Below are 21098 nucleotides of genomic sequence, written 5' to 3' on the forward strand. Positions count from 1 at the left end.
CTATCTAATTCTATATATAAGATTATCAAATGAATAGGACACTTTCTAAAATTGTCTACTTTATAGATACAATATCAGGGTATCACGGACAAAACCCCCTGTTTTTTCCTTGCAAATGGCCGTGACAATGGGTATCACGGACAAAACCCCCTGTTTTTTCCTTGCAAATGGCCGTGAGGGGGCGACCTTTCTTGATTAACTACAGACAACTATGAGGATACTAAACCGTAATACTGTTTTTCTCGGTAGCCTTCGAACTATAAGAGCAGCAACCAATAAAAAACGCAGTGGATTCTGAATATCACTGCGTTTCTGCTTGCGTATAAGTGGTTTGTACCATTAAAAAATCCACTACCTTTTTGGCAGTGGATCATTTTTCTTCTAATACTCGATCAAGTACCATTTTGTATCCTTCGCTTCCGTAGTTGATGCAGCGGCGGACACGGGAAATGGTGGCGGTGGAGGCTTTTGTTTCTTGTTCGATATTATTGTATGTACTTCCTTCCATTAGCATTTTTGCAACTTGTAAACGTTGGGATAATGCATGAATTTCGGACATGGTAGCAATATCATCAAAGAAACGATAGCATTCTTCTCTATCCTTTAAAGAGAGAATTGCATCAAATAATTGATCAAGTTGCTCTCCTCTTAGCTTATCTATTTGCACGGTATATCCTCCTGACCTTCTACTTATTACTTTAAGAAGTTGTTCAAAAAGTCCGGTAAAAATGACACTTTGACGTTTCTAGTTGGCTTGCTTTTCCGCTCCTCATGTATCTTTAGGATGTACACTCCATTGCTCCAAAGCTACACCGCCTCGAACTACCGACGCACAAGACGTGCTAGTGTCAGCGTTGCAAGAAATCTTTACGGTGGGACGAGTAATCGGAGTCCTAGGACGTTGCGACTTTAGCCGACTCGGTCCTTTTTATCCTCCTTTTTTGAACACTCACTTTAACTCTATTCGTTGGAAATTTTCACTGCTTGGTCTAACCCAGGATTTGTTGGGATAACGTTGATCCATGTCTGACCAGGTATAAACCCAATCTCTTGGCCGTCTTTTATAGGTATTATTCTACCATCATGATTCTCCCAATTCACTTTATTTATAAGTCCTTTTTGCAGTAGGTAAGCATTTCCTCCTGATTCTAAATCAATCTCCCTACGTCCAGCATCGTCAATTACTTGATGACTTGTCTCTACAATTAGTACATTTTCGACTTCGATTGGCACTTCTGTATGTAGTTCAACTGTCTTCTCTCCGCCACTCGATCTTGTATAACTTCCTGAATCTTGATCATAGTCATACTGAACATTTGCGAATGAATAAGAATCCGAATAAATCACCTCAATATGACGTGCCTCTTCTCCAGCTAATGTTTCAATCTCATCCGCTGATAGAAATGGCAAGGCTTCATATTCCGCTGTTATATCATAACCTTTATCTTTAGCCACGTCATAGGCTGCTCCTAACTGCAGGTATGAATTATGCGGGGCTTCTCTAAATGACTCTCTTTTAAATAAATAGCCATCATTATCATAGGTAGATCCGTTTAAGAAGTCAGTGCCACTATTAACAATCATTTCATCAACAAAATCTGCCGCTCCGTGATAAACATATAGAGCATGATAGCCATTTGCTAATTTAAAATAATATTCTCTAGCACTTCTTACTGGTCCAACGACTTCTGGTAAATTGCTATGATATAACGCTAAAAATCTTGTGATATTTCCTTCCGCTAGTATCTCAAAAACAATATCCGCCTGAGATAAACCTGTCTGCGGTCTAGCTTTTGGATGATTATTAACCATTACACTAATCATTCGGTTATCTATCGGTTCATTTGTACCAATACCTGTAAAAGGATATATATTTTTGAAACTTCCATCTTCTACTGCATTTTCCGTCTCTTCTTTATCATTGGAACATCCAACTAGAACAAGAAGCATCACGAAAAATAATAGGATCGGTTTCCTCATTTGCCCAACACCCTTTGTAAGATTACCCATTGCTTATTTTTGCAACTGAGAAAGATTAAAACTCTTGTCTTAAGGAAGACCACGTCCAGCTCCAGCACCCAGCAAAGGTTTTCGGTGAAGCGAGTAACTCACGATTAGTGAAAACAGAAGCTTAGTTGCGCTTAAACCCTTATGGTGAAATCGGCTTGTACATCACTAAACGGTCGCTTAAGCCCTCGCTCTAACTATTATATGTTAACACATTGTAGCAGGGAAGAGTATTTCATTTTTCTTAATATCTACAATTCCTTGTTGTGTAATTCGAATATATGGCAAATGTGTAGAGGATAAGAAAAGGATGTTATAGATTGGATCGTCAAATTTATAACCAAATTCTTTAAGATAGTTCTTTAATTCTCTTTCCTTCTCCATTATAACATCCATTGATTCCGTAGACATGATACCACCTAGCGTTAGGGAAAGGTCGGTCAGTATTTCTCCTTTATGAACAAGGACAATTCCTCCACCAATTTCTTTTAACCTCTTCCATGCAAGTAAAATATCCTTTTTACTTTTTCCAATAAAGATTAAATCTCCGGATGAAGTAAACGAACTAGCAATAGCTCCAAGTTGATTCGTGAATCCTTTAATCGTTGTGTTAACTCTCCATTTACCATTTTTATCGATTAATATAAGAAATGCATCATTTTTATTTTCAGGAAGTTCTTCTAGTGTAATATCAACATTAATGCTATACGGTTTAACAATAACATTATTGACCATTTCTAATCCCATTGGCATGGAAAATTGTAAATCCTTTTCTCCAAGTTCCCAATCGAAGTTTAATGGAGCAACCCCATATTTTTCCCAGTTAATCTTATTAGGAAGCTCTTGTTTCGTATTGTCTTTTATAATCCATTGTCCTTTTGCTAGAACACTTATAGGTTGAGGATTTTCAATGCTTTCTAATATATTAATATGTGCAATTCGACCAGGCGCAATACTACCATGCGTCTCACTCAACTGAAAATGTCTGGCAACATTATAGCTACCCATCCGATATGCTTCTTCAATAGGGATTCCATTTTGAATAGCAATATCAATACAAACGTTGATAAATCCCTTTTCCGAGAACAAAGGTGTAGGTCCATCTGTTGTAAATGTTAGGTTATCAAAATTAGAAAGTCCTAGACTTAATATCTCTTTTACTAGGAGGGATAAATCAGGACGAATAGAAGAGTTCCTTAAAGATACATGATAACCCAAACGGAGCCTTCTTAATACTTCTTCACCAGTGATTGGTTCATGATCAGCAGAAATTCCAAGTAATTTCATCTTTGTTAACGTCTTTTCTGATGCACCAGGAAGATGTCCTTCTACCGGCTTTCTTTGTCTTTTTGTTTCTTGAATCCAATATAGTAATCTATCATTTCCATCTAACAGGCTTGGCCAAGAAGTTAACTCTCCACCTTGTACAACGGAAGGATGAGAAATCCATGATAACATGTCTTCCGTATTAAAGATTTCTTCTTCATCTTGTACCGAAGTTTGTGGATCAAATCGAGACCACCAATACATGGAAACTGGCAAGTGATCAAAGTCGTTTAATAGAGAAAACGCTTTCTTTTTGTCTAATAAAAAATGCCACATAAGGTTATCATTCATCATAGTGGTGGTTCCGTATCTGGCAGCATGTTTTGCTAATTCTTCTGGGTTTGATAATACAAAAGGATGGGAATGTGGCTCCATATAACCAGGAACTAGATATTTCCCTTCACAATCTACAACTTCCGTTTGATCTAGTTTGTCAGGCATATTGTCCCCAACATAAACAATCCGATCATGATATATCCATATATTCGCTTTTATCCATTGTTTTACGAAAACATTTAAATAATTACTATTTTTAAGTACAAGCGTAGGAGCTTCTAGACCATCTATTACTTTTACATGTTGTCTAAGCTCGCGGCTTCTCCAATTATTTTCATTTGTATGCATCGGCAAGCTCTCCAATAATTTATGATTACTCCTATTCTACCATACTATTATTCTTTCTTGTAGGGATGTTTGCTTAATACTTATTGACAAATTTCGCATGTGTTGTTACAAGTTTGCCTAGTAGATTCCATAATTACTGATTTCTTCTACTTGGATGCTGATATATCCTACTCAAGTACTGATATATCTTCCTTGAGTGCTGATATCCTCTCCTCAAGTACTGATATATCCTACCCGTGTGCTGATATCCCCTCAAGTACTGATATCTCACCCTTGAGTGCTGATATATCCTACTCGTGTGCCGATATCTCCTCCTTGGGTACTGATATATCCTACTCGTGTGCCGATATCTCCTCCTTGGGTACTGATATATCCTACTCGAGTACCGATATATCCTACCCAAGTACTGATATCTCCCCTCTGAGTACTGATATCCACTCTACGATGACTGATTTACTAGAAGATTAAATAAAAAAACCCCCTCATGGGTAACTAGATTTAAAATCTTGTTACCCATGGGGAGGCATTTCACTAACTCCTTTTGCCTTTTCGTTTATTTCATACCAATATCTCTACGATAATAGTAATTATCATTATTCATAGATTCTAAAACCTGGTACACCTTTTGATGCGCTTCTTGTAGATTAGCTGCTTTTGCGCCAACTAGGAGAACACGACCTCCATCGGATACAAGTGTATCCCCTTCGTATTTTGTTCCAGCATGGATAATATACGTATCTTCTATTTCCGGAAACGTTGGAATTACTGTTCCTTTTTTGTAAGACCCTGGATAACCTGCAGATGCAAGAACAGTTCCTAGACACGTTACATCTTCCCATTCCAATTTAGGATCCTTTCCATCTAGGATATCCGTGAATACTTGAACTAGATCATTTTTTAACAATGGTAAAACGACTTGGGTTTCAGGGTCACCAAATCTAGTATTGAATTCAATGACTTTTGGACCTAGTTCCGTCATGATTAAACCGCCGTAAAGAATTCCGGTAAATGGTCTTCCTTCTGACATTAGACCATCTGCAGCTTTTTGGAGAACATTTTCTACAGAATACGCGATATGTTCTTCCGTAACATCCGGAACTGGAGCAAAGGAACCCATCCCGCCAGTATTGGGACCTTCATCATGATCGTACGCTCTCTTATGATCTCGAGCTGGAACCATTGGATATACATGGTGTTCATGAACAAATGCCATTAATGAGAATTCACGGCCGTCCAAGAATTCTTCAATAACGACTTTGGAACCTGCTTCAGAAAAGGTTTTGGAAACTAGCATATCTTCTACAGCTTTTAAAGCTTGCTCCATTGTTTCAGCAACAACGACACCTTTCCCAGCTGCTAGACCATCCGCTTTAATAACAATTGGTGCACCCTTTTCTTCAATATATGCTTTTGCCTTTTCCACATCTGTAAACGTTTCGTATTCTGCTGTTGGTATACTGTATTTTTTCATAAACGCTTTTGCAAAACTTTTACTTCCTTCTAGTAAAGCCGCTTCTTTGGTTGGGGCAAATACTTTTAAACCTTCTTGTTGGAATCGGTTCGCAATTCCTTCGTTTAATGGTGCTTCTGGTCCAACAATTGTTAAGTCAATTGCAGCTTCTTTTGCAAAAGAAACAAGATCATCTATATCCATTTCATCAATTGGGATACATGTAGCTTGTTCTTTCATTCCGCCGTTACCGGGAGCAACGTAAAGTTTCGTAACTTTACTGCTTTTGGCAAGTTCAAGTGCCACACTATGCTCACGGCCACCTCTTCCTACTACTAAGACGTTCATTCCAAGGTCCTCCACTCTTAATGTTTAAAATGACGCATTCCTGTATAAACCATTGCAATTCCGTGTTCATCACAAACATCGATAGAATCCTGGTCACGGATGGAACCGCCTGGTTGGATAATTGCTGTTACACCAGCTTTTACAGCTTCTTCAACTGTGTCTGGCATTGGGAAAAATGCATCCGATGACATGACAGAGCCTTTTGTTTTTCCACCAGCTTGTTCGATTGCAATTTTCGCAGATCCGACACGATTCATTTGCCCAGCGCCAATGCCAACGGTTTGGCCGTTCTTAGCTAGAACAATTGCATTTGATTTCACATGTTTTACCGCTTTCCAAGCAAATAGTAGATCATGTAATTCTTGTTCCGTTGGTTGGCGTTTCGTAACCACTTTTAAATTATCTACCTCAACCTTGCCATTGTCTTGATCTTGAATGAGCACGCCACCATTCACAGAGGTTAATTTATGGTTAACTATCTCCGTATCGTTCATTGGTAATTCAAGTAAGCGAATATTTTTCTTCTTCGTTAAGATTTCTAAAGCCTTCTCTGAGAAGCTTGGTGCAATAACGATTTCTAAGAAAATTTCACTAAGTTTTTCTGCAGTAGGAGAGTCTACTTCTTCGTTAAGAGCAACAATACCACCGAAAATTGAAATTGGGTCTGCATCAAATGCACGATTAAATGCATCCGAGATGGAATTCGCTACACCAATTCCACATGGGTTCATATGTTTTACAGCAACTGCTGCAGCTTGCCCATCATATTCTGCTAGAATTTCAAGCGCAGCATTCGCATCTTGAATATTGTTATAAGATAGTTCTTTCCCATGTAATTGTTTTGCTGCTGCAAGGCTCATCGTTTTAACAATCGGACGTTTGTAGAATGCAGCTTCTTGATGTGGGTTTTCGCCGTAACGTAAATCTTGAACTTTTTCATATGTAACGGTATAAGTCTCCGGGAATTCTTCGCCTGTTTCACCCATGAAGTATTCTGCAATCATTGCGTCATAGTTAGCTGTATGACGGAAAACTTTTGCAGCTAATTTTTGCCTTTTTACAAAGTCTAGTGTGTTTTCTTTTAAAGAAGTTAGAATATCATCATAATCTTGTGGATCTACTATTACAGTTACATCTTCAAAGTTCTTTGCGGCAGAACGTAGCATCGTTGGGCCACCGATATCAATGTTTTCGATGATTTCCTCTTTAGATACACCCTCTTTTTCAAGGGTTTGTTTGAAAGGATATAAGTTTACGACAACCATGTCGATTGGTTCGATGTTGTTTTCTTTCATTTGGTTCATATGATCTGGGTTAGAACGTTTTGCAAGTAATCCTCCATGAACGAATGGATGAAGTGTTTTTACTCGACCATCCATAATTTCTGGGAAACCAGTTACTTCATCTATTGCTTTTGCAGGTATTCCTGCTTCTTGGATTTTGCTTAATGTTCCACCTGTTGAGATAATCTCATAATCTAGTTCTACGAGACCTTTGGCAAATTCAATGATGTTTTGTTTATCGGAAACACTAATTAGTGCTCTTTTCATTAGTTGAACCCTCCACTTTGTCTAGTATGTAAGTCTTGTGCATTTAACAGACTACTAAAGTAAATTACTTTTTAACAATGTCTTTCATTACACGCGGATATAATTGATGTTCTACATGATGTATTTTTTCTTCTAGTGATTCTAAGGTGTCGTTTTCTTTTACTTCTATTTCTTCTTGAGCGATGATTGGCCCGGTGTCTATCCCCGCATCAACGTAGTGAACGGTTACTCCTGTTGTTTTGACTCTGGCATGATATGCTTGACCGATGGCATCTTTCCCTGGAAAGTCAGGTAATAAAGAAGGGTGAATGTTTATGATTTTACCTTCATACGCTTCAAGTAATGTTGGCCCTATGATACGCATGTATCCAGCTAGAAAAACCCAAGAAATATTTGCCTCTTTCAGTTTTTCTACTAAAACTTTTTCATATTCCTCTTTAGAAACATAATCTTTCGAACGGAATACAAAAGTAGGAACTTGGTATTTTTCTGCTTTTTGAATAACCGTTGCTCCAGGATTATCGCAAATAAGTAGGACAATGTTACACGAGAGATCACCAGCTTCCATGATTGCCTCAAAATTACTACCCGTACCTGAGGCAAAAACGGCAACATTTATTTTACTCATGATTGGAAATGCACCCCTTCTTTGGCTACAGCTTTACCAATTACTGATGCTTTTTCTCCATGTTCTTGAAGAATAGAAAGTACCTCTTCCACCTTATCTTGACTAACAACAAGTGCCATTCCAATTCCCATATTAAATACACCGTACATTTCAGCATCTGGAATGGAACCTAATGTTTGTAAAAAAGGGAAAACTTCAGGTACGTCCCAGCTATCTGGTGCAATCTCAACCCCTAGACCTTTGGGCATCATTCTCGGGAAGTTCTCGTAAAATCCACCACCAGTAATATGAGAAATTCCTTTGATTTCATGTTTATCTAGTACTCTAGCAATTGATTTTGCATAGATTTTAGTTGGAGTAAGTAGTGTTTCTCCTAAAGATTTCGATAATCCTTTTGGTGTTTCATTCAAATTTAAACCTTCTACTAGTTTTCTTACTAAGGAATAACCATTGGAGTGAATACCACTTGATGCAAGACCAATTATAGCATCTCCTTTTTGAATTGCCTCCCCAGTAATTAGTTTAGATTTTTCCGCTATACCGACAACAAATCCTGCTAAATCATATTCTTCGTCCCTGTACATACCGGGCATTTCAGCTGTTTCTCCACCGATAAGTGCCGCTCCAGCATCCACGCAACCATTCGATACCCCTGCTACAATTTGCTCCATGCGCTCGGGGTCATTTTTTCCACAAGCAATATAATCCAGAAAGAATAGTGGTTGTGCACCTTGAGCAACAATGTCGTTCACACACATCGCAACTAAATCAATACCTACTGAATCATGTTTATTTAATTGAAAGGCAAGTTTTAATTTCGTTCCAACTCCATCTGTTCCGGAAACCATGACAGGTTCTTGATAGTTAACGTTAGATAAATCAAAAAGTCCCGCAAATGATCCGATCCCACCCAGCACCTCGGGACGTGTCGTTTTTGCAATATGCTTTTTCATACGTTCCACTGCTTCATACCCTTTTTCTACATCTACACCAGCTTGTTTATATACATCTGACATCGTTGATTCTACACATCCTCTAGATTAGTCCTTTATCACACATAAAGGGGATTTTTTTCCTTCCTTAATATCAATGGGATATCGACCGGACATACATGCGATACATAATCCTTGGTTAAGAGATTTATCTTTAACGATTGCTTTTTCTAATCCCGCTTCTGATAAAAATGCTAAACTATCCGCTCCGATCATTTCTGCAATTTCACAGGTGGAATGGCTCGTCGCTATTAATTCTTCATAGGTTGACATATCTATCCCGTAGTAACACGGATGCTCAATGGGAGGGGAAGCAATGCGAACATGTACTTCTTTTGCTCCGGCATCTTTTAGCATGTGAACAATCCGTTTACTCGTTGTTCCTCTTACAATGGAATCATCAATCATCATAACGCTTTTTCCTTCAATAATTCCCCGAACTGGAGAAAGCTTCATTTTAACACCCTGTTCACGTAAATCCTGAGAAGGCTTAATAAAGGTTCTACCAATATAACGATTCTTAATAATACCCATCTCGTAAGGTAAACCACTTTCTTCCGCAAAACCAATGGCAGCTGAGATGCTGGAATCCGGAACCCCCACTACAATATCTGCATTAGTTGGAGCGGGTGCCTCTTTCGCTAACTCTTTCCCCATTTGTTTACGTGAAGCATGAACATTTACATCATTCTCATTACTATCTGGTCTAGATAGATAAACATATTCCATCGCACACAAAGCACGCTTTTCTTGTTTGGCAAAACGAGATGATTTTAATGCCCTTTCCTCGATTGTAATTAATTCTCCCGGTAATATATCTCGCACAAATGTCGCACCAATTTGGTCAAACGCACATGTTTCCGATGCAATCACATAGGCATCCCCTAATAATCCAATAGATAGGGTGAAAATACCGTGCGGATCAAGTGCTGCATACATTTTATCTTTCGTCAAAATCATATAAGCATAGGCACCATGTAATTCATTTAACGCGTTACTAATGGATTTTTCATTAATTTCTTGACCGTCACGCTTGATTAAATGAGCTAAAATTTCGGTATCTGATGATGTTTGTAAGATACTGCCTTGCTTCTCTAATTGGCCACGGAGTTCATACGCATTGATGATTTTCCCACTGTGTGCTAAAGCCATACTTTCTGTTTGAGAGTGGAATAATAACGGTTGAACATTTTCAATTCCGGTTTGACCTTGAGTAGCGTATCTTACATGACCAATTGCATGATGTCCTTGCAATTGGTCAAATTCTACATCTTTAAACACATCATTGACTAAGTCTAATCCTTTATGCGCCTTTAATTCTCCTTCTACGTTTACAACGATTCCGGCTCCTTCTTGGCCACGATGTTGCAAAGCATGTAGACCATAGTATGTTAATTCCGTTGCTTTTTCATGACCCCAAATTCCGAACACTGGACATTCCCCACTTATTCTTTGGATTTCAGCAAGCTTGGGATTGCACCTCTCCAAAGTTCTTCAAGTTCCTTTACATCTTGCTTGATAACCATGTCATTGTTAATGGAAACTTGAATGGTGCCATCTGTAGTAACCTTGCCAATTTGTTTTGCATCGTCCACAAGACTTTCGAACTTTTCTTGATTTTCTGCTTTTACTGTTACGATAAATCGGGATTGTGTTTCACTAAATAATTCTACAGTCACATCTCCAGTTAGTTCTACCGTTGCTCCTAATCCCTTACGACCGAACACACTTTCCGCAAGAGCAACACCTAGACCACCTTCTGCTAAGTCATGTGCCGAAACAACTACTCCAGATTGGATAGCTTCTAGTAATTGCTTTTGTCTTTTTGCTTCTACATTTAAATCAATTTCGGGAGCTCGACCTTCGTATTTACCTTGAAGGATGTTTTGTAATTCGCTACCACCAAATTCCTTTTTAGCGTCTCCAATGACATACACAATATCATCTTCATGTTGGAAAAAGCTTGGAGTAATATGGTCTAAAGATTTGTGTAAACCAACCATCCCTACAACAGGTGTTGGGAAAATAGATTTACCTTTCGATTGGTTATATAACGATACGTTCCCACTAATGACAGGGGTTGAAAGTGCCGTACAAGCAGCACTCATTCCATCTGTAGCTTTTTCCATTTGCCAGTAAATTTCTGGATTAGAGGGATTACCAAAGTTAAGTCCGTCTGTAAGCCCCAATGGTTTTGCCCCAGAACAAATAATGTTACGTGCAGCCTCAGCTACAGCAATTTTCCCACCGGTTTCAGGGTCTAAATAAATATAACGAGAGTTACAATCCGTTGTTATTGCTATTGCTTTGTCATGACCTTTAATACGAATCACAGCCGCATCTGAACCAGGTGCTACTGCTGTATTGGTCTGTACCATGGAATCGTATTGATCATAAACCCACTCTTTACTTGCAATCGTTGGTTGTTGCAATAGTTTTTTAAGCATTTCTTGGTGATTTTCAACGCCCGGAACGGTATTCTCCATCTGTTGAAACTCCCTAAAATACTTCGCCTCTTCTGATGGCATTTCATACACAGGCGCATCTTCCGCTAAAGGATCCACCGGAATATCTGCAACCACTTCCCCATGATGTTTAATCCGGAAAACTCTCTCTTCAATGACCTTCCCAACAGGTACTGCCTTCAAGCCGTATTTTTCAAAGATGTCGATAATTTCTTGTTCACGACCTTGTTCCACACATAAAAGCATACGTTCTTGTGATTCAGAAAGCATCATTTCATATGCGGACATATTCGGTTCCCGTTGTGGTACTAGGTCTAAGTTCATTTCTAATCCGGTACCAGCTTTACTTGCCATTTCTGATGCAGATGACGTAAGGCCTGCTGCACCCATGTCTTGCATTCCTACTAAAGCATCGTTGTGAATAACTTCTAAACATGCTTCAATAAGTAATTTTTCCATAAACGGATCTCCAACTTGAACAGATGGCCGGTCTTTGTCCGCATCTTCTGCTAAATCATCAGATGCAAATGTTGCACCATGAATTCCGTCACGTCCTGTTGGTGGTCCAGCATAAAGAATCGTATTTCCAATACCTGCAGCAATCCCTTTTTGAATGTCATCATGATTGATTAGTCCAATAGCCATTGCGTTAACTAGTGGATTTTCTTCATAACTATCATCAAATTGAACTTCTCCACCAACCGTTGGAACTCCAACACAGTTACCATATCCAGCAATCCCGTTCACTACTTCTGTGAATAAATATTTCGTACGTTCATTAGTTAAATTACCGAAACGCAATGAGTTCATGGATGCGATTGGACGTGCACCCATGGAGAAGATGTCACGAATAATTCCACCAACACCAGTTGCTGCTCCTTGATATGGTTCCACAGCGGAAGGATGGTTGTGACTCTCTACTTTAAACACAACTGCTTGATGATCACCGATATCGATAATCCCAGCACCTTCACCCGGTCCTTGTAGTACGTTAGGTGCTTTGGTTGGGAACTTTTTCAATAATGGCTTAGACGTTTTATAACTACAGTGTTCAGACCACATAACAGAAAAGATTCCCGTTTCCGTGAAATTCGGTTGACGTTTTAAAATATCTTTAATCATTTGATATTCTTCGTCACTTAAACCCATTTCACGGTAAATCTTGTTTTCTTCAATTTGCCCAGGGCTCCACTCACGCGTTTGTAACATAAGTCTTCCTCCAATTCTCAACCAATGACTTGAATAATTTCATACCATCATCACTACCTAGAATGGCTTCCATCGCACGTTCCGGGTGAGGCATCAATCCAAGTACATTCCCCTCTTTATTCATAATTCCAGCAATATCCGATACGGAACCATTTGGGTTATTTTTATATGTGAAAACAATTTGGTTATTTGCTTTTAATTGTTGAAGTGCTTCTTCATCGCAAAAATAATTACCTTCCCCATGCGCAATTGGAAAGCGAACGATTTCGCCTTTTTCATAGCCCGAAGTAAAGACCGTTTCATTATTTTCTACAACTAGCTCTTCTTGATGGCACATAAAAGATACATTCTGATTTCGCATGAAAGCACCTGGAAGCAATCCAGATTCAGTAAGGATTTGAAATCCATTACATACGCCTAAGACAGGTTTTCCACGTTCCGCATGTTCACGAACTTGTTTCATAACGTCTGAGGTAGCTGCAACAGCACCACAGCGTAGGTAATCCCCATAAGAAAATCCACCTGGAATTAAAATGGCATCATAGTTTTCTAGGTTACTATTTTCATACCATAGCAAATCTGCTTCTTCACCTAATACTTCTTTCACGGCATGATACATATCTCTATCACAGTTTGACCCCGGAAAAACAATTACTGCAAACTTCACGCTTGAACAGCCTCCTCCACTTCAAATCGGTAATCTTCCATTACAGGATTAGCAAGAAGTTTATTACACATGTCTTTGATACGTACCTCTAAATCAGGACCATCTTCCATATTTAATTCAATTACTTTACCAACCCTTGTATCTGTTACCCCTTCATATCCAAGTGCAGTTAATGATTCTTGGATTGCCTTTCCTTGCGGGTCAAGAACACCGGCCTTTAATGTGATGTATACCGTTACTTTCTTCATTTTAATTCCTCCAGTCGATTTACTAACTTTTCGTAAAACTCTAATTGATTTCCTGAATATACCTTTTCATTTGCCTTTTGAAGAATTTCACCTGTTGATTTATCTAAGAGTTTCCAAGTATCTGGGGAAATCTCATCAGAAAGAATAATATGACCATTCATCCTTCCAAATTCTAATTTCAATACCGCTAAAGATATAGTTAGACTTGAAAATAATTGATTCAAATGTTTATTGACACGTAATGCTTTTTCTTTCACTTCTTGTAATTCAATTGGTGTAATATTTGTAAGAAATAACGCGTGCTCATCATTAATTAACGGATTCTTAAGTAATTCATTTTTATAATATAATTCAATAATTGGTGGATAAAGAATCGTATTCTCTTCAATTCCTAATCTTTTAGACATGGCAGGGGTCACACTGTTACAAATCACCACTTTTAATGGGATCATTTCTGTTTTGTTCACGAGTTGTTCCGTATCACTTAGCTTCTTTATATAATGGGTATCCATTCCCCTGTCACGTAGGTATTCAAAGATGCGTGACGATATATCATTATTTAACCGGGCCTTTTCAACGAAACTCTCTTTTCCTTCCTCCGTAAATGCAGTTCTTTCACTTTTATAAGAAAAAATCAATTTTCCGGGTTGTTCAGACACTTGATAAACTTTCTTTTCTTTGCCTTCATAAAGGAGCTCAGCTTTCAACGCATTCACCTTCCGTTAGTTTGACGCGGTTATGTTATGGTTTTCAAATCCTCGAATTTATGGATTTGTGTCCAGACTTCTTCAAGCGTATTACCGATAAATGTGATATGTCCCATTTTTCTCTTTTCTTTGGCTTCTTCCTTTCCATACAAATGAATAAATCCTGTATGATGATGTGGAATAGACTTTAAAACAAATTCCATATCTTCACCTAAGATATTAATCATACATGCTTGCTTCCATTGTTTAATTTCGAAAAGCGGTAATCCACAAATGGCACGAATATGTTGACCAAATTGGGAAATATTACACGCCTCAATGGTATAATGCCCTGAATTATGAGGTCTTGGAGCCATCTCGTTTAAATAGATTTCATTCCCTTTTACAAACATTTCAATGGCAAAAGTACCTACAATATTCATGTCTTCGGCTAGCACACGCGCAGCTTCATTTGCTTTTATTTGAAGTTCAACCTCTATATTTGCTGGGACTGTCGTTTTATAAAGAATATGGTCTCGATGTTCATTTTCGGAAATAGGGAAATACGTCATATCGCCTGATGCGGATCTTGTAAAAATAACAGAGATTTCCTTATCAAATGGAATCCATTCTTCTATGATGCAATGTCCATTTTTTTCAGCAAATGCTAAAGCTTCTTGTAAATCTATTTGGGAATTTAATTTCAACTGTCCTTTCCCGTCATAACCACCTCGGCATGTTTTAATGACTGCTGGATAGGTAAAATCTTTTAAAGCTTTTTCACAGTCATCAGCATTTGTCACAATAGCAAATTTTGGAGTAGGCAAGTTCAAGTTTCTCATCAGCATCTTTTCTTTTTCTCGATTTTGCGTCACTTCGAGAGCGTAAGAACCTTGTGGAAGCTTCCCCTTGCTCTCGATGTAAGTTGCTGCTTCAAGGTCTACATTTTCAAATTCATACGTAATCACATCACTTATATCCGTCAATTGCTTGATCGCATCCATATCATCGTAAGGTGCAGTAATTTGAACATCAGCCACTTGAGCAGTAGGGCAATTAGGGGTTGGATCTAGTACAGCAATTTTATATCCCATATAACGTGCTTCCATCGCCATCATTCTTCCTAATTGGCCGCCACCAATAATACCTATTGTTTGAGCTGGAATGATCGTTTTATCTGTTTGCAAGTTCTTCCCTCATTTCTGCCACTTTATCTTGCATTTCTTCACGGTTCCGTTGAAGATTCGCTGCAATCTCTTCATTAAATGTTCCTAAGATTTGGGCAGCTAGAATTCCCGCATTCGTAGCGCCGGCTTTTCCAATTGCAACCGTTGCAGTTGGAACCCCGCCAGGCATTTGAACAATGGATAACAAGGAATCCAGTCCATTCAATGTTTTCGTCTGAACGGGTACACCAATAACCGGTAAAGTAGTTTGAGAAGCCACCATACCAGGCAAGTGAGCTGCCCCACCAGCACCAGCAATGATTACTTTAAGTCCACGGTCCCGTGCTGATTTGGCATAATCAAACATTTTATCTGGAGTACGATGAGCAGATATCACATCTTTTTCGTACGGAATTTCTAACTGCTCGAGTACATTACAAGTGTGTTGCATCGTTTCCCAATCTGAAATACTTCCCATTATGATACCAACTTGAGCCATGAAATCCCTCTCTCTACATTATTTTAAATTTAGGTTTATATTCGACTTTTTCTTTTAATCAATTATTTAGAAAATTCAATCCACATAATGCTTTACCATACACAAAAAGTCTATTTATCTCCCATATGAGGAAAGATGAATAGACTTGTAGTGTGTAGTAGAAAAGTCCGAGACACATTTTCACCTTCCCTCATAGTCCAGCATTCTCGGTGCTGGGTAGAAACTTCCGGCCTTATTCCAGAAATATATGAGGTAATATGATCGTATTTTTGATGACTTAAGCATACCAATTCATATGGTGAATGTCAATGAAATATCGGACAATTAAGTTATATTTTTCCCTAATGTTCGGATTTTAGTGGTTAGTCGCGATTTTTTTGTCTTTTTCTAATATCATTTGGCGGTTTTCATTAAGTTCTTGCTTTGGATGAAAGGAACTTCATGAACAAAGGAATAGTAGTTTCCTTTTAATTTGTTCATGAAGATGAGTTACCTTTTCGGTTACATTTGGTGGCGATCGGGCTCTCATTACGGCGATGAGTTATCTTTTGGCTAAATTTGATAGGGAACGGGCACTCATTGCAGGGATAAGTTGCCACTCATGTTTTTTCCCCATCAAAGATAATAAAATAAACGCTTGAACAGAAATTAATCTTTCCAAGCGTTTAGTGTGTTTCACTTTATTCTACTGTTCTTTTTCAGGCTTAACCTGCACATCTGTATTAGTGGTTGTTGTTTGCTTTTGCTGTGTTGCTTCCTTTTTTTTCGGATTAAATAACCTACCTTTGCGAACTTGCTTCACCCAAAATCCACCATGAATTCGCTTCGGTTCATAAGATATAATAAAAGCTTTAGGATCAATTTCTTTAATTACTTCATAAAGTCTTAATTCATATTTTCTTGGGGTTAATATTTGCATCGTTAATCTATCTCCATCCATTCCGTAAGAAGACCAGCTAGTTACACCAAAGCCTTTGTCACGAATTCGTTTCGTAAACTTTAAGTCCGGATTAGATGAAATTACATTTACTGTAATGTAGCCTAATGCCAGTTTTTCCTCTATGATGGATCCAATAATTAAACCAGTACCATATCCAATTGCATAAGCAATGATATTCTGTATTTGATTTAAATTATCTAAAACAAGACCTAACCCAACAATGTACATGACCACTTCAAACATACTAACAAAAGCGGCAATGTATGTACGACCTTTGAGTGTTAATATCATACGTATCGTCATAAGAGAAACATAAACAACATTAACCGCGAAAATGATTGCCACCATTATCAAAGCATTAGTAAGCAATTCACATCCCCCTAACCATTCATTTTATATCGTTAATTCTATATTAAGCCTACCTTTCTAGGCACCTTACCTATACCGTGTGCATACGTTATTAAATATAATATACATTAGGTGGTGTAATGATGGATCCGTTTAAACAAATGTCTGACTGGAAAAAGAACATGGATCATTTCTTTGGTGAAAACTTCTGGAAAGATTTTGAAGGAATGATCAAACCTAATATTCCCCAAATCAATATGTATCAAACGGAAAATGAAATTCTATGCATTGTTAACGTACCTGGATTAAAAGATTTGAACCAAATGGATATCTATGTGAATTATGCTACTTTAGAACTCAAAGGCAGCATTGACTTAGAAAATGCACATGGAACAGTTGTAAAGGAAGAAATTTTACAAGGTGTTTTTGATCGTAAAATAACCCTTCCTTTCCCAGTTCGAGCCGATAAAATTAGTGCAACGTATAAAAATGGTCTTGTCTTTATTCAACTTCATCGTTTTATAGATGAATCGAGCAGACGAAATAAGGTGGAAATCCAACCATTAGAAGATGCATAAGGTTTTGCACTTCAAATACGTGTTCAAAAAGGAGGATGAAAAGGATCGAGGTCGGCTAAAAGCGCAACGTCCTGGGACTCCGATTACTCGTCCCACCGTAAAGATTTGTTGCAACGCCGACACTAGCACGTCCTGTGCGTCGCAGTTCGAGGCGGCGTAGTTTTGAGTACCGGAACGTATGCAATTAATACGCGAGGAACGGAAAAGCAAGCCAACGCACCTTTTTAAAGGAAGGCCGACTAAAAACGGGCTTTGCGCCCAACGTCGGCATACCCCTTTTGCAGGGGCATGTCATTTTCACCGGACTTTTTGAACTACCTTTTAAAAAATGCTTAAGAACCGCGGACTATATACTACCACGGTTCTTGCCATTTCACACGATATTAATTCAAGTTTAAAATCCTCTGACTCTTTTTCGAAGGATACGGCGCCACTGCTCACTTAATAACTCACAGTCACAAAGTTCATCAGCCATTCGCAAATCATGTTTATTGACGAACATAATTTCATTACAAGCAGCAATTGTCCATTCCGGATACGGCCGGTCCAGCAATTCTAAATCTGTTCGTGACTTGATTTTACCTTCTTCTAACACACGAAAATACCAGCCCGTTTGAAAATTCTCCTTCTGCTCTGTCTTCCGTATTTTCCCAGGCTTTGATACTTGAATGACCGCCTCATCCATTCGATACGTATCCCCAATTGAAACCGTAAATTCATCCATCTCCAGTACCGCGAAGTTCTCATCCATCGAACCAATGCTATCAGATCTCTCCTCTTCATCCAATTCCGAATAATACTTAATGGGGTAAGCGAAGATTGCTTCATCTTTTATTTTATTCTTAGAGAAACCCGTTTCTAGTAATCTAAATCTTTTTCTTTTTTCTTTCCTTTCATTGGAAAAGATTTTATAAACATAAGGTTCTTCCATGATTTCACCTTCTTTTTTAGGTATGATATAGTTATTCTATTAGAAAAATCTATCTTAGCCAAGCCTTTGGTATACGAATAGCTACTTAGAAAGCTAGATAGATATGAAGCAGGGGGGAAAATGAAAGTGGAAAAATTTAAAAAGGCAACATTCGCAGGCGGCTGCTTCTGGTGTATGGTTAAACCCTTTGACAGGTGGGATGGAGTTCATCAGATCATCTCCGGTTATACTGGTGGTCACGTGGAGAACCCAACTTATGAACAAGTTAAAAAAGGAGATACCGGTCATTATGAAGCTGTTGAGATCACCTATGATCCTTCTATCATGAGTTATGAAACAATACTTGACCTATATTGGAAGCAAATTGATCCAACAGATGCGGGTGGGCAATTTCAGGATCGTGGTGATCAATATCGTACAGCCATTTTTTACCATGATGACGAACAAAAATTATTAGCTCAAAATTCCAAACAATCACTTGATCTAAGCGGAAAGTTTTCAAAACCTATCGTTACACAAATTCTTCCAGCTGTAGCATTCTATCCAGCAGAAGAATACCATCAGGACTTTTACAAGAAAAATGAAAAGGAATATAAAGAAGATCGCGCTAAGTCGGGTAGAGATGAGTTTATTGAGAAGGTTTGGAATTAGACTTGCGTTACAGATATAAATAGAATTAGAAAATAAGGGATGACACATATTATCATGACTAATTTGTGTTATCCCTTTTATTGCTTAATACTTGAATAAACCTATTACACTAAGGCTTTTGTTCACAAGATTTCTTTGTTTTTGAGATATTTTTTATTTCCAACACCCAATAAGATGACAGCTATAACAAAAAAACAACATTCCAATGAAAAATCCTCGACCTGAATCAAGAAATACTAATTCAATGATCATACTAACCCCAGCAAGAATAAAGCTTATTCATTAAACCGTTATAGACCATTAGGAAAATTCCTTTCTTTACATTACCTTGTTTAAAATGGACAAATCCCCATTCAGTAATCTTCTTATTGTAGATATACGCCCTTTTCTCGAACAACGTTTAACCAAAAATCTTAAAGAGAAAAGGTATTGCTATCATCAGAAGTGAGCCTACAATAGTCACAGATATAATTTTAGTTATATGCCTTTTAACTTCCTCTTCCAAAAAAGCACCCCCATAATCTGGCCCAATTTAGGAATAGTATTTATTCAGATAAGCGCCCATAACCTCGCCCTGGATTTTGAACGAGGTTATACGTGTTTAAAGCTATAAAATTAAATAACTTTATTGTCACCTTGGAGTCAAAATTTCTATCATCGATTTGAAGAAACTGTTCAGCTATTAGATTCTATTTAAAAAACACCTTCCATCATTCGATGAATTAATTCCCCTACTGTCTGGCTTTTAGCAAGACGTGGACTTTGACCAGACCAAAGTGACATATATTCCTTGTTTTGTTGCTCTTTTGCTACTTTCCGAATCGGGTTTGTTAAGTAATTTTGAACCGGATATTCAGGAAGATCCTTTTCCTTCTCTTTCATCTCTTGGATAAATTGATTCTTTAATCCTCTTGCCGCTTTTCCAGAAAAGGAACGGGTTAAGGTTGTTTCATCTTCTGACGCATTTAAAATCGCTTCCTTATGGAGTTCATTCGCGCCGCTTTCCTTACACGTTAAAAATGCAGTTCCCATTTGAACGGCTTTTGCCCCTAGAAACATCACAGCCCTTAACCCCCGACTATCCATTATTCCACCAGCAGCAACTACAGGAATATCTACTGCGTCTGCTACCTGAGGAACAAGTGACATCGTTCCAACGGCACCATCCTCTGACTCATTTAAAAATGAGCCTCGATGCCCCCCAGCCTCATAGCCTTGCGCAACGACGACATCCATTCCCAACTCTTCTATTAAAATCGCTTCTTTTACTGTAGTAGCGGTCCCCACTAAAATTATATCTTTATTTTTTAACTGTTGAATCGTTTCTTTAGATGGCACCCCAAAAGTGAAAGAACAAATCGGGACATTTTCCTCTATAATTACTTCCAGTTGTTTTTCATATTTTTGCTGGATACATTTAGGTGTAGGGATTTCTAAAAGCATGTTTTCATCAATCGATAACGTATTATAGATTGATTCTAATGATTTTTTTGACCCTTCAATCGTTTCCTCGGTGACATGAAAGTCATTAGGTACAAAGACGTTTACACCAAAGTTGTTTTCAGTTTTCTGTTTAATTTCATGAATACATGTTCTTAAGTTTCCCGGACTCATATATCCAGCACCAATCATTCCTAAAGCCCCATGATTCGAAACCGCAGATACTAACTCAGGAGTAGTAATTCCACCGGCCATCGGTGCTTGAATAATCGGATAGGTAATATCAAATAGTTCGGCCACTTTATTTCGCAGCATCGTTACACCTCATTTTAAGAATATAAGTTA

General features: G+C 38.1%; 19 protein-coding genes and 1 riboswitch. Of the genes, 2 read left to right on the forward strand and 17 right to left on the reverse strand.

The window, feature by feature from the left end; translation table 11 throughout:
• Positions 1 to 370: 370 nt before the first annotated feature.
• The 15 genes from KM885_RS11735 to KM885_RS11805 all read right to left on the reverse strand — a co-directional run bounded on the left by KM885_RS11735 (position 371) and on the right by KM885_RS11805 (position 17174).
• Complete coding sequence (locus tag KM885_RS11735; RefSeq protein ID WP_047185479.1) at positions 371 to 667, reverse strand: YerC/YecD family TrpR-related protein; 297 nt, start codon at positions 665 to 667, stop codon at positions 371 to 373.
• A gap of 293 nt (positions 668 to 960) precedes the next feature.
• Positions 961 to 1980 (reverse strand): DUF3048 domain-containing protein, encoded by a 1020-nt coding sequence (locus KM885_RS11740; protein WP_204797907.1) that lies wholly within the window; start codon positions 1978 to 1980, stop codon positions 961 to 963.
• A 234-nt stretch (positions 1981 to 2214) separates the two neighbouring features.
• Positions 2215 to 3957 carry an adenine deaminase C-terminal domain-containing protein gene (locus KM885_RS11745; protein ID WP_216884027.1) on the reverse strand — a complete coding sequence of 581 codons (1743 nt, stop codon included), beginning with the start codon at positions 3955 to 3957 and terminating at the stop codon, positions 2215 to 2217.
• A 553-nt stretch (positions 3958 to 4510) separates the two neighbouring features.
• Positions 4511 to 5755, reverse strand: coding sequence for a phosphoribosylamine--glycine ligase (purD, locus tag KM885_RS11750; protein WP_216884028.1), 1245 nt, complete (start codon positions 5753 to 5755; stop codon positions 4511 to 4513).
• Positions 5756 to 5772: 17 nt separating this feature from the next.
• Positions 5773 to 7305: a bifunctional phosphoribosylaminoimidazolecarboxamide formyltransferase/IMP cyclohydrolase gene (gene purH / locus KM885_RS11755; RefSeq protein ID WP_216884029.1), complete on the reverse strand. Its 1533-nt coding sequence runs from the start codon at positions 7303 to 7305 to the stop codon at positions 5773 to 5775.
• Positions 7306 to 7369: 64 nt separating this feature from the next.
• Positions 7370 to 7933, reverse strand: coding sequence for a phosphoribosylglycinamide formyltransferase (gene purN / locus KM885_RS11760; protein WP_047185484.1), 564 nt, complete (start codon positions 7931 to 7933; stop codon positions 7370 to 7372).
• A complete protein-coding gene (gene purM / locus KM885_RS11765) occupies positions 7930 to 8949 on the reverse strand; it encodes a phosphoribosylformylglycinamidine cyclo-ligase (protein ID WP_047185485.1) in 1020 nt (339 codons plus the stop codon). Before purM ends, purN begins: the two co-directional genes overlap by 4 nt.
• A 24-nt stretch (positions 8950 to 8973) precedes the next feature.
• Positions 8974 to 10356: an amidophosphoribosyltransferase gene (gene purF, locus KM885_RS11770; RefSeq protein WP_246864111.1), complete on the reverse strand. Its 1383-nt coding sequence runs from the start codon at positions 10354 to 10356 to the stop codon at positions 8974 to 8976.
• 14 nt (positions 10357 to 10370) lie between these two features.
• Positions 10371 to 12599 carry a phosphoribosylformylglycinamidine synthase subunit PurL gene (gene purL / locus KM885_RS11775; RefSeq protein WP_047185487.1) on the reverse strand — a complete coding sequence of 743 codons (2229 nt, stop codon included), beginning with the start codon at positions 12597 to 12599 and terminating at the stop codon, positions 10371 to 10373.
• Complete coding sequence (gene purQ / locus KM885_RS11780; RefSeq protein ID WP_047185488.1) at positions 12583 to 13266, reverse strand: phosphoribosylformylglycinamidine synthase subunit PurQ; 684 nt, start codon at positions 13264 to 13266, stop codon at positions 12583 to 12585. Before purQ ends, purL begins: the two co-directional genes overlap by 17 nt.
• Positions 13263 to 13514: a phosphoribosylformylglycinamidine synthase subunit PurS gene (gene purS, locus KM885_RS11785; RefSeq protein ID WP_047185489.1), complete on the reverse strand. Its 252-nt coding sequence runs from the start codon at positions 13512 to 13514 to the stop codon at positions 13263 to 13265. Before purS ends, purQ begins: the two co-directional genes overlap by 4 nt.
• Positions 13511 to 14221: a phosphoribosylaminoimidazolesuccinocarboxamide synthase gene (locus KM885_RS11790; RefSeq protein WP_047185490.1), complete on the reverse strand. Its 711-nt coding sequence runs from the start codon at positions 14219 to 14221 to the stop codon at positions 13511 to 13513. The genes purS and KM885_RS11790 overlap by 4 nt, the downstream gene beginning before the upstream one ends.
• Before the next feature lie 29 nt (positions 14222 to 14250).
• Positions 14251 to 15387 carry a 5-(carboxyamino)imidazole ribonucleotide synthase gene (gene purK, locus KM885_RS11795; protein WP_216884030.1) on the reverse strand — a complete coding sequence of 379 codons (1137 nt, stop codon included), beginning with the start codon at positions 15385 to 15387 and terminating at the stop codon, positions 14251 to 14253.
• On the reverse strand, positions 15374 to 15865 hold the full coding sequence (gene purE, locus KM885_RS11800) for a 5-(carboxyamino)imidazole ribonucleotide mutase (RefSeq protein WP_216884031.1): 492 nt from the start codon (positions 15863 to 15865) through the stop codon (positions 15374 to 15376). The genes purK and purE overlap by 14 nt, the downstream gene beginning before the upstream one ends.
• A 173-nt stretch (positions 15866 to 16038) precedes the next feature.
• Positions 16039 to 16136: riboswitch (purine riboswitch) on the reverse strand.
• Positions 16137 to 16550: 414 nt separating this feature from the next.
• Positions 16551 to 17174 (reverse strand): DUF2179 domain-containing protein, encoded by a 624-nt coding sequence (locus KM885_RS11805; protein WP_047185493.1) that lies wholly within the window; start codon positions 17172 to 17174, stop codon positions 16551 to 16553.
• 122 nt (positions 17175 to 17296) lie between these two features.
• Here KM885_RS11805 and KM885_RS11810 point away from each other — a divergent pair, with 122 nt between their 5' ends.
• On the forward strand, positions 17297 to 17731 hold the full coding sequence (locus KM885_RS11810) for an Hsp20/alpha crystallin family protein (RefSeq protein ID WP_047185494.1): 435 nt from the start codon (positions 17297 to 17299) through the stop codon (positions 17729 to 17731).
• 394 nt (positions 17732 to 18125) lie between these two features.
• Here the strand turns inward: KM885_RS11810 and KM885_RS11815 are convergent, their stop codons facing one another.
• Entirely contained in the window at positions 18126 to 18662 is a 537-nt protein-coding gene (locus KM885_RS11815; RefSeq protein ID WP_047185495.1) for a 3-alpha domain-containing protein, read from the reverse strand.
• Positions 18663 to 18788: 126 nt separating this feature from the next.
• Here KM885_RS11815 and msrA point away from each other — a divergent pair, with 126 nt between their 5' ends.
• A complete protein-coding gene (gene msrA, locus KM885_RS11820; protein WP_370447404.1) occupies positions 18789 to 19313 on the forward strand; it encodes a peptide-methionine (S)-S-oxide reductase MsrA in 525 nt (174 codons plus the stop codon).
• Between the two features lie 693 nt (positions 19314 to 20006).
• Here msrA and KM885_RS11825 read toward each other — a convergent pair.
• Positions 20007 to 21068, reverse strand: a complete 1062-nt coding sequence (locus KM885_RS11825) for an NAD(P)H-dependent flavin oxidoreductase (RefSeq protein WP_216884032.1) — start codon at positions 21066 to 21068, stop codon at positions 20007 to 20009.
• Positions 21069 to 21098: the final 30 nt, after the last annotated feature.

It is taken from the genome of Oceanobacillus caeni (genome assembly GCF_019037185.1).
Taxonomy (GTDB): domain Bacteria; phylum Bacillota; class Bacilli; order Bacillales; family Amphibacillaceae; genus Oceanobacillus; species Oceanobacillus caeni.

Excerpts from the sequence above, each read along its gene's own strand:
- KM885_RS11810 (WP_047185494.1), top strand. The coding sequence starts at position 17,297 with ATGGATCCGTTTAAACAAATGTCTGACTGGAAAAAGAACATGGATCAT.
- purS (WP_047185489.1), bottom strand. The coding sequence starts at position 13,514 with ATGAAGAAAGTAACGGTATACATCACATTAAAGGCCGGTGTTCTTGAC.
- purD (WP_216884028.1), bottom strand. The coding sequence starts at position 5,755 with ATGAACGTCTTAGTAGTAGGAAGAGGTGGCCGTGAGCATAGTGTGGCA.
- KM885_RS11825 (WP_216884032.1), bottom strand. The coding sequence starts at position 21,068 with ATGCTGCGAAATAAAGTGGCCGAACTATTTGATATTACCTATCCGATT.
- KM885_RS11745 (WP_216884027.1), bottom strand. The coding sequence starts at position 3,957 with ATGCATACAAATGAAAATAATTGGAGAAGCCGCGAGCTTAGACAACAT.
- purN (WP_047185484.1), bottom strand. The coding sequence starts at position 7,933 with ATGAGTAAAATAAATGTTGCCGTTTTTGCCTCAGGTACGGGTAGTAAT.
- purL (WP_047185487.1), bottom strand. The coding sequence starts at position 12,599 with ATGTTACAAACGCGTGAGTGGAGCCCTGGGCAAATTGAAGAAAACAAG.
- purH (WP_216884029.1), bottom strand. The coding sequence starts at position 7,305 with ATGAAAAGAGCACTAATTAGTGTTTCCGATAAACAAAACATCATTGAA.
- purE (WP_216884031.1), bottom strand. The coding sequence starts at position 15,865 with ATGGCTCAAGTTGGTATCATAATGGGAAGTATTTCAGATTGGGAAACG.
- KM885_RS11740 (WP_204797907.1), bottom strand. The coding sequence starts at position 1,980 with ATGAGGAAACCGATCCTATTATTTTTCGTGATGCTTCTTGTTCTAGTT.
- purM (WP_047185485.1), bottom strand. The coding sequence starts at position 8,949 with ATGTCAGATGTATATAAACAAGCTGGTGTAGATGTAGAAAAAGGGTAT.
- KM885_RS11815 (WP_047185495.1), bottom strand. The coding sequence starts at position 18,662 with ATGGAAGAACCTTATGTTTATAAAATCTTTTCCAATGAAAGGAAAGAA.